The sequence below is a fragment of the Paenibacillus sp. YYML68 genome (assembly GCF_027923405.1).
Lineage (GTDB): Bacteria > Bacillota > Bacilli > Paenibacillales > NBRC-103111 > Paenibacillus_G.
The window spans coordinates 1,427,347-1,440,046 of record NZ_BQYI01000001.1 but is presented as its reverse complement, the minus strand read 5'-3'; the positions used below and the strand labels follow the sequence as shown (position 1 = coordinate 1,440,046).

At 56.1% G+C, this 12,700-nt stretch carries 12 protein-coding genes; 1 reads left to right on the top strand and 11 read right to left on the bottom strand.

Going from position 1 to position 12,700, the window contains the following annotated elements; translation table 11 throughout:
- Positions 1-12 precede the first annotated feature (12 nt).
- The 4 genes from PAE68_RS06375 to PAE68_RS06360 form a co-directional block, all read right to left on the bottom strand.
- Positions 13-477, bottom strand: a complete 465-nt coding sequence (locus tag PAE68_RS06375) for an SRPBCC family protein (protein ID WP_281885199.1) — start codon at positions 475-477, stop codon at positions 13-15.
- Positions 478-492: 15 nt separating this feature from the next.
- Positions 493-1,194 carry a YjjG family noncanonical pyrimidine nucleotidase gene (locus PAE68_RS06370; RefSeq protein WP_281885197.1) on the bottom strand — a complete coding sequence of 234 codons (702 nt, stop codon included), beginning with the start codon at positions 1,192-1,194 and terminating at the stop codon, positions 493-495.
- A 712-nt stretch (positions 1,195-1,906) separates the two neighbouring features.
- Positions 1,907-2,215 (bottom strand): hypothetical protein, encoded by a 309-nt coding sequence (locus PAE68_RS06365; RefSeq protein ID WP_281885195.1) that lies wholly within the window; start codon positions 2,213-2,215, stop codon positions 1,907-1,909.
- A gap of 148 nt (positions 2,216-2,363) precedes the next feature.
- A complete protein-coding gene (locus PAE68_RS06360; protein ID WP_281890931.1) occupies positions 2,364-4,214 on the bottom strand; it encodes an S-layer homology domain-containing protein in 1,851 nt (616 codons plus the stop codon).
- Positions 4,215-4,671: 457 nt separating this feature from the next.
- Between PAE68_RS06360 and PAE68_RS06355 the strand changes: the two genes are divergently transcribed.
- A complete protein-coding gene (locus PAE68_RS06355) occupies positions 4,672-5,406 on the top strand; it encodes a tetratricopeptide repeat protein (RefSeq protein WP_281885193.1) in 735 nt (244 codons plus the stop codon).
- 84 nt (positions 5,407-5,490) lie between these two features.
- Here PAE68_RS06355 and PAE68_RS06350 read toward each other — a convergent pair whose 3' ends face one another.
- The 7 genes from PAE68_RS06350 to cbiE form a co-directional block, all read right to left on the bottom strand.
- Positions 5,491-5,577, bottom strand: coding sequence for a YjcZ family sporulation protein (locus tag PAE68_RS06350; RefSeq protein ID WP_281890929.1), 87 nt, complete (start codon positions 5,575-5,577; stop codon positions 5,491-5,493).
- A gap of 992 nt (positions 5,578-6,569) precedes the next feature.
- Positions 6,570-6,662, bottom strand: a complete 93-nt coding sequence (locus tag PAE68_RS06345) for a YjcZ family sporulation protein (RefSeq protein WP_281885191.1) — start codon at positions 6,660-6,662, stop codon at positions 6,570-6,572.
- A gap of 154 nt (positions 6,663-6,816) precedes the next feature.
- Positions 6,817-8,250, bottom strand: coding sequence for a cobyrinic acid a,c-diamide synthase CobB (locus tag PAE68_RS06340; RefSeq protein WP_281885189.1), 1,434 nt, complete (start codon positions 8,248-8,250; stop codon positions 6,817-6,819).
- A 131-nt stretch (positions 8,251-8,381) separates the two neighbouring features.
- Positions 8,382-9,611 carry a cobalt-precorrin 5A hydrolase gene (locus tag PAE68_RS06335; RefSeq protein ID WP_281885187.1) on the bottom strand — a complete coding sequence of 410 codons (1,230 nt, stop codon included), beginning with the start codon at positions 9,609-9,611 and terminating at the stop codon, positions 8,382-8,384.
- Positions 9,611-10,387 carry a precorrin-4 C(11)-methyltransferase gene (gene cobM, locus PAE68_RS06330; protein ID WP_281885185.1) on the bottom strand — a complete coding sequence of 259 codons (777 nt, stop codon included), beginning with the start codon at positions 10,385-10,387 and terminating at the stop codon, positions 9,611-9,613. The genes PAE68_RS06335 and cobM overlap by 1 nt, the downstream gene beginning before the upstream one ends.
- Positions 10,384-11,094, bottom strand: a complete 711-nt coding sequence (gene cobI, locus PAE68_RS06325) for a precorrin-2 C(20)-methyltransferase (protein WP_281885183.1) — start codon at positions 11,092-11,094, stop codon at positions 10,384-10,386. Before cobI ends, cobM begins: the two co-directional genes overlap by 4 nt.
- The gene (cbiE, locus tag PAE68_RS06320) at positions 11,091-12,602 is read right to left on the bottom strand and encodes a precorrin-6y C5,15-methyltransferase (decarboxylating) subunit CbiE (protein ID WP_281885181.1); all 1,512 of its coding nucleotides are present in this window, start codon (positions 12,600-12,602) and stop codon (positions 11,091-11,093) included. The genes cobI and cbiE overlap by 4 nt, the downstream gene beginning before the upstream one ends.
- Positions 12,603-12,700: the final 98 nt, after the last annotated feature.

Genomic DNA, 12,700 nt, shown 5'->3' with positions numbered 1-12,700 from the left:
CTCAACGCTTACTTAGATCACATGCGCATCAGGTGCCCGATCTGATACTAGATTTAATCTGATGTTATGCTCTAAGAGAGCCTTTAAGCCGCACAGAACCATCGTATATCCACCCATAGCGTCCAAGCATTGGTTCACGATCTCATCGGGTTCTCCCGAGAAACCAGAATTCGTGATGGCAACAAGCGTTTCATGATCTGCTCGAACGGTAAAGCACCACTCAATCTCAGTGCCGTCTGAGGATTCAATGACAATCCGTTGATTCTCCTCCAATTCTTTAACGAATATCTCATCCCACACCCCATACATTTCCCAATCCCAACGAATACGTGTTCCGATTTCCAGATGACCGCTGCTTTTGGTGAACCAGAACTTAGTAGTGATTTCCGGATCGACAAACGCTTGAAAAACTTCATGAACTGGCTTTCTAATGAGCATTTCAGTTCGAACCTGTGGTATCTGGCTTAATGTTGACATTAGATCTCCACTCCTCTACGATATTCTATATTCTTCAAGTATTCGTACGACATCCATTAACCTTCTGATCTCATAATTCGGGCTGAAGGAGCTTGCATTCTTCTTCCCTAGCGGATTGAACCAGCACGTATGAATCCCATATTGAATTCCGCCTTGAATGTCTGAAGTGATGGAATCCCCTATGATCAACACATGCTCTTTACTCGAGACTTTCAGTTTATTTAACGTGTAGTCAAAAATCCCTTGATGCGGCTTCTGGAAGCCCGCGTCCTCTGAAACGATAACCTCTTCAAACCTGTCGAATATTCCAGCCTTCTGTAATCTCCGAATCTGCACTTCCCTAATTCCGTTCGTGATGATACCCAGCCTGTACTTCTGATCGGAGAGATAATTACAGAGTTCCAGGGCCCCCTCCATCATGAATGCCTCTTCACTCAAGTGTTGCAAAAACGCCTCACTACATCTGTTAGCATCACCATCGATATGAAACTCTGTTAACAATCGCATAAATCTTTCAGTTCTTAACGTATTCAGCTCAATATAACCAAGCTCAAATTGTGTCCACAGCCGTTGATTGATCGCCCTAAATCTATCCATCATGAGCTGATCAATGTGGATATTCTGCTCTAGAAATACACGCACTAGGGCTTGCTCCTCAGCCAGCTGAAAATCTAACAACGTATCGTCTACATCCAACAAAATGAGCTCGTAGGGCATACGATGTGATGTCACCTCCCGTGCGTCTCGGTCATCGAATCACTTGAATGGCCAGGCCACTCTGTAGACCCATCTATGGTTTCGCCGTATATTTTTTCATTCCGATCATTGTAGCCTATGAGTTCGAATTTCGTTCCTTGTGACGCTGATAGGTTTACATAATAAACTCTAAATCACTCAGTAACCGTAATGATACTCACTTGTCTTTCCAGCTCGGTTATGTAGTCTCTGACGACTAATCGAGTCACCCTGGGATCTGATATTCCGCCATATAGAACAGGATGAGGTATTCTGTGCTCCTTTTGTTCTACAACTGGCAAATATTGAGCCGAGATGAACCTATTATGGTCGTTGGGATCAGGCATCAGAGACAATTTTGAACTCGAATGTGATCCCCCATAGACCCACTTCCACTTTCCATTTAATGTACTTTTGACGTATTCGACAGAGATCACAGGAGAGCCTTCATTCATATTCTTCAAGTAATAGATGAATGCTCCATTATTAAAGTATTGCTCATGCACGACAACCTGTACCGAATGATTCGAACGTATACTCTCAACAGCCTCAACTATACTAGCCTTCGAATCTCGGATGGAGACATAGTAGGTTATCGAGAGATATAGTACGACTGACACCAGTAGCCCCAGTAATATCCTTTTCACTTATACCTCCACTTGATACGTATTTCTGAGCGCATCTCACCTTACAACTAGCTCTCCGATCTATGCTGAGTTCTGTTCACAGCATTGAGCAGGATGGTGCCAACTACTAGCACCGTTGCAGCGAACTGTACAACACCGTTCGTATCGATCATAGCACCAAAATCTTCATTTTTCACCATAAAATAAAAATGAAAAAGTTGCAGAAGAAGCGAAATCGCGCATGAGCTCATGCTGATCGCCCAAGAGGTCATCCTGTTCCGATCAGCTTGTTTTTCTGTGCGTAAGAGATACACTATCGGAACGAGCCATGCTATAAGGCCGAATATGAGACTCATTAGATTAAGCCAACCTGTCATAACGGGGTCCTCCTTTTATATTCAACCATATCCATCTTTTACCTTAGACGCCCGATACGAAGATATAGTTCCACACGACGCGAAGAAAGCCGCGAACGGATTCAACTCCGCCGCGGCTTGGTTATGTGACTGATACTGTATGATCAAACTAGTTCATAAACTGCACATATTGCAGGAAACGCTTCAGCATCACAACGGCTTGAGCTCTGGTCGCGGACTCATTCGGTGCGAAGCCTTGCTCCGATAGACCGTTCACGATCTTAGCTTCAACCGCCTGAGCTACCGCCGTCTTCGCCCAGCTATTGATAGTTTCTTGATCTGCAAAGCTCGATAGCTGCTGCACCTCTGCCGCTGCGGTCAGCTGCGGCTGCTTGCCGGCCAGCTTCATCGCGCGTGCGATCATGACAGCCATCTGTTCTCTTGTAATCGATGCGTTCGGGGCAAATTGCTCCGCGCTCAAGCCTTGCACCAAGCCAAGCTTGGCAGCCGTTCCGACTGACCCAGCATACCAATCCGTCGCTTGCACATCGGCGAACGACGCGGCGGCCGCATCAGCCTTCAAGCCAAGCGCGGTCACGAGCATCGCAGCGAACTGCGCCCGGGTCACCTGTTGGTCCGGTGCGAACGTCGACTCGCTCATTCCGTTGACGATATGCTTCGAGGCAAGCTGCTCCACATCAGACTTCGCCCAATGTGTCTTCAGATCGTCGAACGCCTTCGCCGCTTCGACTACGGTATACAGACTGTTGCGAGCTGACTTGATCGTCACCTCTGCCATACCTTCAGCATTGCGGATGATAGCAGGGATGAAGCTCATCTGACCTGTTGCCGGATCGAATGTAACAACGGAGACGGCAGCGGCATCCAAGCTGGACGGTACAGTAATCGTTCGCTCCACGTAGGTGCCATCGAAATCGTGAATCTCGGTCTTCTTACCCGATGAAGTCTCCGCAACAATGCTGAATTCGATCGGATTCGCCAGTAGCGGCTTCACGCCAGGGTTCGCGCTCTTGAGTGCATCGTTCGTGCTCTCGGCAGCCTTCGTCACCGAGATCGTCACCTTCGCATCCTTCAGCTCCGTACCTAGCTTCTCCGTCACATTCTTCAGCACTCGAACCGGTAAGCGATATGTACCCGCATCCGATTGAATGGCAAGTACAGTCTCTGCGCTTGTAGCTATTGCATCCTTGATCGCCGAGGCTGGAATATCGATCTTCGCTCCCGCCTCTGCGCCTGCTGCTTCCAAGGTGAGCGTACGGCCCTTCGCATCCTTCTTCTGCAGCGCTTCAACCGCCTTGCTCATCTGATCGGCAGTGATGCTCACGCGGGAATAGCTCTTGCCGTCAGCACCATTCTCAAGCTTGCTGGACAAGGTTGACTTGTCGAGCTTGACACCATCTGCCGTATCGGATACCGGATTAGATAGGAAGCCTCCGCCTCCACCTCCAATTCTAGGCACGTCTGGAGCCGGAGGGGGTGGGGTCGGATTTTTCAATGCGATGGAACGATGGGCATGGTATCGATCTGCCATGTCTTCCATAGACATATACCAATTGTTATGCAACGATAACGTAGAGATCTCAACGGAATAATAGTCTCCTGCCCATTCTGGCAGTCGAAGCTCATTCTTACTACTAGTCGGAGACATGCGTAACTCGTACTGCTTGTTTGCTTCTAGCGACTCAGAGATTTGTAGGGTTATGACATCGGAATAATATAAAATATTATTCTCCTTGATCGACTCAACCCCAATGATCGCTTGATCAGAAGTTCGGACGAGCTGGAAGTCCGATGCGCTCAGCTTATCTCTATGTATCGAAGTCGTGTTATGCGGCCCCTTGTATTCGCCCCAAGGATCATAGGGCAATGTTACATTCAGGTACTTCGAATTACCGCGAGACGGTGTAAAGCGTACGATTCCTTCGTTTGGCTCGAGCCATCGTCCGGGCTCCTTATTATGCATCAGGAACGTCGGAGGCTCCTTGAAATCACCTAGCATTAGAAGCACAGATACGTATACGCTCCTATATTTTCCATAATCCACACGAGCTGCAAAATCAGAGACAAACTTCTCTGGCACAAACGTTTCACCAGCAGTATTCGTCACCGAAATGGTATAGTCTGCGGAAGGTAAATCGATGAAGTATTCAATGTAACCGCGTTCATAGCCAGAATTCCACTCTTTCAACGAGTAGCGTCCAACTGTGGTTTGCCCCGATAACATCGGTCCATGATATGTAAAGCTGTGAATGACCTGACCTGAAAGATCCTTCACTTCAATCTTCGTTCCTTCGGCAGGAAGACCGTTTAGATAGATTATCCCTTGGTATTGAAATCCATCGGCTTGACCTATTGGACTCAGCACTAATTCATCACTTCGCTCTGATTCATTCCCGAAGGCATCAACGGCTGCCTATACGGTACGATATGTACATAACCATGTGCTAGAGGTATGGATGGAGGTCGGCGTGCTCGGTGTTGCCTTGTACATGGCCGCTGTCGTGCTGATGCTGCGCAATGGACTGAAGGCTTGCCTCCGTGCTGATGGGGCTCGGGCGAATCGGGCTTGGCGCGTTGGCTGCTTGACCGCCTTCGTCAGCTTGCTGCTGCACAGTCTGGTCGACATTACGTTCAGCTACCCGTTACTGCTCGGCCTGTGGGGCTTGCTGGGCGTGTCCATGTGCAGGACAGAGCCTCAGACCGAGTCGAACGTCCGTGCATTCGCTACAATACCGTCATGGGCAAAATCGCTTCGGATTAGCGGAATGCTACTCTTGATCGTCATTGGCGTCATGTCGATTCGCATAGGTCTGTCCGAAGCATTCTACATGCAAGCTGAACAGATGCCTGATTCGGCTGCAGGACGCACCGAGGCGATTCAGCTGCTGGAACGTAGCGCTGCGCTCTCACCCGCTCCAGCCATGCAGCATGAGCGGATCGCTGGGTTGCTGCTGCAGCAAGCAGTGAGCAGCGGTCCGGCTTCAGACCGCACGCAGCTGAAGCGGGCCGCTGAGGAAGCGTCCACCGCTCTCATCTGGAGGCCGCACCATCCTCGCCTACTGCTCCTCGCATGCCAGATTGAATATGCCAGCGGCAATCGAGCAGCAGCGCTTGAGCGGCTCAGAGAGCTGAGCTTGCGATATCCTTTTCGCGTGGACATTCAAGAGGAGCTTCGGCGCTCAGGAGGATGATCGCACAGGCGCAAAGAAGCCGCTACGACTTGCCTTACGGCATCTGTCATAGCGGCTTGCTCTACATACATGGTCGGGGGTTAATTAGAATGTTCTCAAAACGATTACAAGCAAGATGTAGAGCACCAAAATAACCGTTGTGGAAGTATACAGACCTGCGCAAGCACCCATTGCTCTCCCTCCTTTCCTTTTCCTTAGCATTATATGTCCGTAGGATAAATGTGTAAGTGCATTTGCCTATTGGGGCAAATTTCTTGTTTCGAGGGCAGGCACTGTGGGCCGGGCACTCAGGCGCGGGCGCCTATAAGGCACGAAACGTGCCTTATTCTGCGTTGACGCAGGCCGAGCGCTCAGGCGCGGGCGCCTATAAGGCACGAAACGTGCCTTATTCTGCGTCGACGCAGGCCGTGCGCTCAGGCGCGGGCGCCAATAAGGCACGAAACGTGCCTTATGCTGCGTCGACGCAGGCCGGGCACTCAGGCGCGGGCGCCAATAAGGCACGAAACGTGCCTTATGCTGCGTCGACGCAGGCCGTGCGCTCAGGCGCGGGCGCCTATAAGGCACGAAACGTGCCTTATGCTGCGTTACGGCGGGCCGGGCGATCCGACGCGGGCGCCTATAAGGCACGAAACATGCCTTATTCTGCGTCGCCGCAGGCCGTGCTCTCAGGCGCGGGCGCCAATAAGGCACGAAACGTGCCTTATTCTGCGTCGACGCAGGCCGGGCACTCAGGCGCGGGCGCCTATAAGGCACGAAACGTACCTTATTCTGCGTCGCCGCAGGCCGTGCGCTCAGGCGCGGGCGCCTATAAGGCACGAAGCGTGCCTTATTCTGCGTCGCCGCAGGCCGGGCACTCAGGCGCGGGCGCCTATAAGGCACGAAACGTACCTTATTCTGCGTCGCCGCAGGCCGAGCGCTCAGGCGCGGGCGCCAATAAGGCACGAAACGTGCCTTATGCTGCGTCGCCGCAGGCCGTGCGCTCAGGCGCGGGCGCCTATAAGGCACGAAACATGCCTTATTCTGCGTCGCCGCAGGCCGGGCGATCCGACACGCAAGCCAATAAGGTACGAAACGTACCTTATTCTGCGTTACGGCGGGCCGATCACTCCGGCCAGCAATGTAAAAAGGCAGCCGCTAGGCTGCCTTTTTACACTACGCTATAATTAAACCAGCATCGTCCGGCTGATGATCACGAGCAAGATGAAGAGCACCAAAATTGCACCTGTAGTTGTAAAAGCACCGCCTGCGTATGTCATGTTGACGTCCTCCTTCGGTGTTGTGTGTTATCGTCTTACGCTATATCCTATGCCCAGCGGCGTATGACGGAGTGGGCCGTCGTCTACTCCGCCTGTAATCGGGCATTCGTCTATGGCGGTCAACGCATCACACCGCTCCAACTCCATTTCAAGCTCAAGCGTCAGCTCGGCGTGCACTTCGATACGCCTCACACTGCTCCAGCCAGCGGACAACCGCTCTCCTATTCGAGGCAAAATGCAGATGCGTGTAGCCTGCGATCAGCTTGCCAAGCAGCACACCCTCCTGCTTCACTCCTCGCATCCCCTTCGTTTCATAGGCGTGTGGCAGCGGCTCAACACCCTCTCCCAGCTCATACGTCGAGTAGTGGAACTCGTGTCCGCGTAGCTGTTCCCCCTCCGGCAGCAAATAGTTGCCCGGCAGGCCGCTCACCTCGCGCAGCCCAAGTGCGGCCAGCTTGCGTTGCATCGTCACGTGTCCGGCGATCAGCCCGACCATCGGGTAGCTGCGTCCTGCCGTGTCGCGGATCGACTCGGTCAAGTACATGAAACCCCCGCACTCGGCAAGGGTCGGCATACCGCTTCGCACAGCGATACGGATCGACTCCGCCGTCTGGAGCTGTTCACTAAGCCGCTCGGCGAACTCCTCGGGGAAGCCGCCGCCGATGTATATGCCATCAGCTTCAGACGGCACTGACTCCCCGGCAAGCGGCGAGAAGGAGACGAGGTTCGCGCCGTGCAGCTGGAGCAGCTCTAGATTTTCCTCATAATAGAAGGAAAAAGAAGCATCACGCGCCACCGCAATCGTAACCGGATAACGACGCTCCGGCTCGCGGAACAGTCCACCACCGCTAGGCACAACCGCGTCACAGGCTGCGGATAGCTCAAGCAGCGCCTCGATATGCGTCGTCTGCTCCAGACGACTCGCAAGCTCCTCGAAGAATGTACCGAGATCACCTCGCTCAATCGAAGGGACAAGCCCGAGCTGCCGCTCCGGCATCGCTAACGCTTCGTCGCGCACCATGTAGCCGATGACCGGAATGCCGCACTCCTGCTCGATCGCTTCCTTCACAATGCGGTAATGGTTGACGCTGCCCACCTTATTAGCGAAGACAGCGGCGATGCGCACGCTCGGGTCGAGCAGCTGGAAGCCCTTCACAATTGCAGCCGCACTGCGCGCCATACTTTGGCAATTGACGACGAGTAGCACAGGCGCTCCGAGCAGCTGACTGATCTCCGCCGTACTGCCTATGTTGGACTTCGGGTCCTTGCCATCGTAGAAGCCCATTACACCTTCAATGACCGCTATATCGGCGTCCTGCGTCGCCCGACTGTATAGTTCGCGCACCGCCTCTTCGCCGAGCATCCAGCTGTCGAGATTGCGCGAGGGCCGTCCGGTCACCGCCTTATGGTACGTCGGATCGATGTAATCGGGACCGCATTTGAACCCTTGAACGGTCAAGCCTCTACGTCGCAGTGCGGCCATGAGTCCGATCGTGACCGTCGTCTTGCCTGCACCGCTGCCCGTGCCCGCAATGACGAGCGAGCGGCACGGTGCAGCATGTAACTCGTTATGAGATGTATAGTTCAAGTTGATTTCCTCCTGAATAGATAAGGAAGCATAGCAGATGCTTGAGTGGTCCAAGGGGCATATGGGCCGAGCTTAACCTCGACACCGCATACACCAGCACTACCAGTCCTCCGTGCTCTAGCTGCTGCGTTCTACCCCTTCGCTTCCTCGGCGTGCTCGATAACCCCGACGGAAATCGTCACGTTGCCGCTCTTCTTCTTCGTCAGCGCGAGCTGCGCGCAGCCCGCGTACCGCTTCGCCGCCGGCTCGCTGACGCCATAAGCGCCGGTGAACTTGAATACCGTATCGGACGGGTCATCGATCGGCAGCTCGTTCAGCTCTTCGGGTGTGTAGCAGATGAACGGCCAGCCGTTCGTGCGGCATACGTCGAGGAGACCTGGTTCGTCTTTTTTCAAGTCAATCGTACAGACCGCCTTCACGCTCCTCCAGGCAAATCGCAGCTCCTCCAGCGTCTCCCGAATGACCGTGCTGATCTCCTCAGCAGACGTACCGCGATTGCAGCCGATGCCGAGCACGATCACCTTCGGTCGGTACAGGACACCGTTCGCGAGAATCGGCTCCTCCTGGGGCTCCAGCAACCGATGCGTGACGACGAGCGCTCCTTGCGGCTCATCCTCGAGCGCCGACCGGACGTCCCCATACGTACGAATACTCGGCGGAAGCGGCGTGTCGTACACCCACCAGTTCGGCTCGCCCGACTCCTGCACGACGGCGACGCGCTCCTCGTTCACCACCGAGGCGCTGACAGGCGTCAGCTTGTCGGCGCTCTCCCACGTCCAGCCGAAGCGGCGTCCGAACAGGTCGACGGCGATCGTCTTCTGCACATCAGAGGCGGTCGTCAGCACCGGCCTGGCACCGAGCGCCGCTGCCACCTCGCGCGTCAGCTCGTTCGCGCCGCCGAGATGACCGGACAGCACGCTGATGACGTGCTCGCCCTTGTCGTCGATGACGACGATGCCGGGGTCCGTCTTCTTATCCTGAAGCAGCGGAGCGATCATGCGTACGACCGCCCCGAGCGAGATGATGCAGATGATGCCCGAGTACGCTGGGAATAACGCTGGAAAAAGCAGCCGCACGCTGCCCTCGAACAGCTGAATGCCCCGCTCCGCTTCATCACCACGCGTAAACTTAGACATGTAGTACACGTCCGTGCTGCCGCCGAACGACTCGTTCAGCCTCCGCGCCAGCTCGACGCCGTGCTTCGTAATGGCGACGACCGCGTAGTCACTTCGCCTCACGATGGACGGGATGACGCCCTCCTGCAGCACAATAGGAGCAGGCTGCGGTTGTTGCACGAACGTAGCATTCGTTGCCTGCGTGTGCACCGACTGGCCCTGCTGCCCTGTGTGTGGCCGCTCCATCACGGCTTCACTCCTTTGCGGTAGCCGTGGGTGAACGTCTTGTCGTACAGCTTGGAGCGGTACTCGTCCTTGTCATGGATATCCGGGTCGAGCGCCCAGCCCGCGAGAATCATCGCATGCGAACGGATGCCGTTCACGCGCATCGCCTCGTCCAGCCCCTCCAGCGTCGTGCGTACGACGACTTGATCCGGCCACGTCGCCCGCTGGACGACTGCGACTGGCGTATCCAGACGCCAGCCCGCCTCGGTCAGCTCCTTCACGACCTTCTTCGTCAGCGTCGCGCTGAGGAACAGCGCCAGCGTACAATGGTGCGCCGCCAGGTCGCGCAGCTGCTCGCGGTCCGGCATCGGCGTGCGTCCTTCGACGCGCGTCAGAATGACCGTCTGCGTCAGCTCGGGGATCGTCAGCTCTGCGCCGATGGCGGCGGCCGACGCGAACACCGAGCTGACGCCCGGCACGACCTCGTACTCGACGCCCGCCCGCTTCAACAGCGCCGCCTGCTCCATAATCGCGCCGTACACGGCTGGATCGCCGGTGTGGACGCGGACGACCATTTTCCCCGCCTTCACGCGCTCGATCATGATGTCGACCATCTCCTCCAGCGCCATACCTGCGCTCAGCAGCACCTCAGCTCCCAGCTTCGCCTTCGCGATCAGCTCCTCGTTGACGAGCGAGTCGGTGTACAGCACGACGTCAGCCTGCTGCAGCAGCTTCAAGCCCTTGACTGTAATGAGATCGGGATCGCCGGGTCCTGCTCCGATAATATAGATTTTCATTTTCTCACCACCATTAATGTTAAATATTCAAGCTCCCGTCCAGCCAGCTCCGTCACGTTGCGCCAGATCTGCTCCTCGCCCGACGTCACCTTCGTCAGCACGGACGCCTTCTCCGTCAAGCCGAGGTCGCCGAGCACGCGCAGCATGAGGTCGATCACCTTCGCCACCTTGATGAAGACGACACAGTCATGTCTCTCCAGCACCGCACGCATCGCCTCATAGTCGTCAGTCGCGGGCACGATGCCGATCTGCTCATCCCCGTCCGCCAGCGGCAAGTTCAGCTGAGACGCCGACGCGTTGATCGACGAGATGCCCGGCACAGATACGGTCCGCACCTCGGGATGACGCTCGTTCATGAGCCGCATGAGATGAATATATGTGCTGTACAGCATCGGATCGCCCTCCGTCACGAAGGCGACGTCGCGACCCTCGCTCAGCTGCTCCCACACCGTATCGACCGTCTTGTTCCACTGCAGCTCCAGCGCTTCACGATCCTTCGTCATTGGAAAAGTAAGCGCGAGCATCGTCTTCTCCCGCGTATCGACGTACAGCTCAGTGATGGCAAGCGCGTAGCTCTTGGCCCCAGATTTTTTACGCGGGTAGGCAATGACCGGACATTGCTTCAATAGGCGAAATGCCTTGACCGTGATCAGCTCCGGATCACCGGGACCGACGCCGAGTCCATATAACGTGCCGAGGTTGCTCATTCGTTCGCTTCCTTTCTACTGCGGCTGTCGTCGTTGCTGGCACTGCCTGTGCTGCTGGCACCGCTGCTCGCGCTACTATCGTTGCCTATCCCGCCGCTCTTACGTCCGCTTCCTGCGTCCAGCTCCTTCTCACGCTCTCCCGCATCGCTCTCGCGCCGTCTGGCTGCAATGATGTACACCGGGTTCAGTCCCTCGAACCGAGTCATATCGAGAATCGGCTTGCTGCGGCTCAGCTGGGCTAGCGTAATATCGGTCACGAAGCCTTCTTCGGCAAAAGCCTTCGTCGACGCCGCCAAATTCTCAATTGTCGCCGCATTGAGCACAATCGTTCCGCCGGGACGCAGACGGCTGCAGCAGAGTGCAAGCAGCTCCCGCAGCTCGCCACCGCTGCCGCCGATGAACACAGCGTCCGGGTCCGGGAACGCCTCGAGCCCCTCTGGTGCCTTGCCGTGAACGAATGTAATATCGGTACGAAACTTGCGCGAATTGGCGATTGCATTCGCAAGGTCCGCTTCATTCTTCTCGATCGCATAGACAGCTCCATCACGGCATAAGCGCGCCGCCTCAATCGCCACCGAGCCTGTGCACGTGCCGATGTCCCAGACGATGCTGTCCGGCTTCAGGCCGAGCGCCGCCAGACTGAGCACGCGCACCTCGCGCTTCGTAATGAGCCCCTTATCCGGCTTGCGCTGAGCGAACTCGGCGTCGTCGATGCCGAGCGGCCATGCCGTTGTGCGCCCTGCCTTAGCAGCAGCTGTGGATGCGCTTGTGGCAGTCCCCACCGAATCGGTAGCGATGCCGCTCGCGATGGCTGCCCCTGCGGTCGTCGAGTCCGTCTGCACCGCACCACCAGCCGCTCCTGCCGCACCACGGCCGGCACGGACACGCAGCACGACGACGTTAAGCGGAGCAAAATAATCGTCCGCCAGCGCCGCAGCGTCGTTCAAGCTGTACCAGCCTGTGCGCTCCTGATCGCCGCCCAGATGCTCGCCGACGAACAGCTCGTATTCGGTCATACCGAATTCGAGCAAGTACCGGGCAATCTCGCCCGGATGATTGCGCTCATCCGTCAGCAGCGCTACCTTACGCCTGCCGTCGATCCGCTGCGCCAGCCCCTGGATCGGGCGTCCGTGCAGGCTGACGATCGCGGCGTCATGCCAGCTGTCGCCGATCCGCGCGAACGCCAGCTGCAGCGAGCTGAGCGCCGGGTACACCTCGACGCGCCCCGGCAGCTTCCCTGCGAGATAGCCGCCGATGCCGTAGAAGAGCGGATCGCCCGAGGCAAGCACGACAACGGTGCGCTCCTCCGCAGCAAGTCGCTCTGCGAGTGCAGACAACGCCAGTCCTGCGCCGATCGTCAGCTTCTCCCCTGCATACGAGTCAAAAAACTGCAGCTGACGCTCCCCGCCCACGAGCAGCTCGCTCGCCTCGATGCGTTCGATGTAAGCAGACGGCAGCCCTTGCCGGCCGTCGTCGCCGATTCCCATCACTATAATGCTGTTACTCATTCGTATTGTTCACACCTTCCTACTATATAAGGGCGAGCGGCATAAGCGCCGAGCTGCAAGCTGGGTGCTGAGGGGTGTGAGCTGCGTGCTGAGGGCTA